The following is a 528-nucleotide window of genomic DNA, read 5'->3' as shown; positions in this document are numbered from 1 at the left end:
TTTGCTTTTTTCTTTCTGGCTTGAGCCAAGGCTTCTAACTTTTTTAAGACTGCGTTCTCTGCACGTAGATAATCCAATTCTTCTCTGAGCTCTTTTTCAGACATGTCTGCTGATGGTTTAGGAGTTGGAGAATCATTCGTCACGCGAGGCCTACCTTTTTTCTGTGGTTTTAGACGGGTTATACCCTCGTGAGCATAATGCTTTTGCCATTGAAATAAAATACCAGGAGTTGATAAGTCGAAATAGGCGCTGGTATAACTCAGTGACCAATTATTCACTGACATAGTTTTAAGCACATGAATTTTAAATTCGAAGGAGTATGGACGTTGCTTGTGAGTAAAACTATCAGCGCCATTAATGCGATAAACCTGAGACCAATAATGGACAAGGTTGGAGCGTATCTCAAACTTTGAACCTAAGACTCCTGAACTCTCTTCTTGCGCTAGTCGCGCTAGCTTTAACTTAAATGCTCTGTGATGTTTGGACATAAAAAGACCCCCAGTAATTGGATAGTCCAACTATTGGGGG

General features: G+C 40.9%; 1 protein-coding gene. It reads right to left on the bottom strand.

Features of this window, described 5'->3' with window-relative positions; genetic code table 11:
* A partial coding sequence (locus O9X84_RS19575) for a transposase (RefSeq protein WP_269521323.1) occupies window positions 1-488 on the bottom strand: 488 nt, incomplete at its 3' end.
* Window positions 489-528 lie beyond the last annotated feature (40 nt).

The sequence above is a fragment of the Alteromonas sp. BMJM2 genome (genome assembly GCF_027257845.1).
Lineage (GTDB): Bacteria > Pseudomonadota > Gammaproteobacteria > Enterobacterales > Alteromonadaceae > Alteromonas.
Note: the sequence above shows the minus strand (reverse complement) of the source record. Positions and strands in the feature narration are given on the sequence as shown.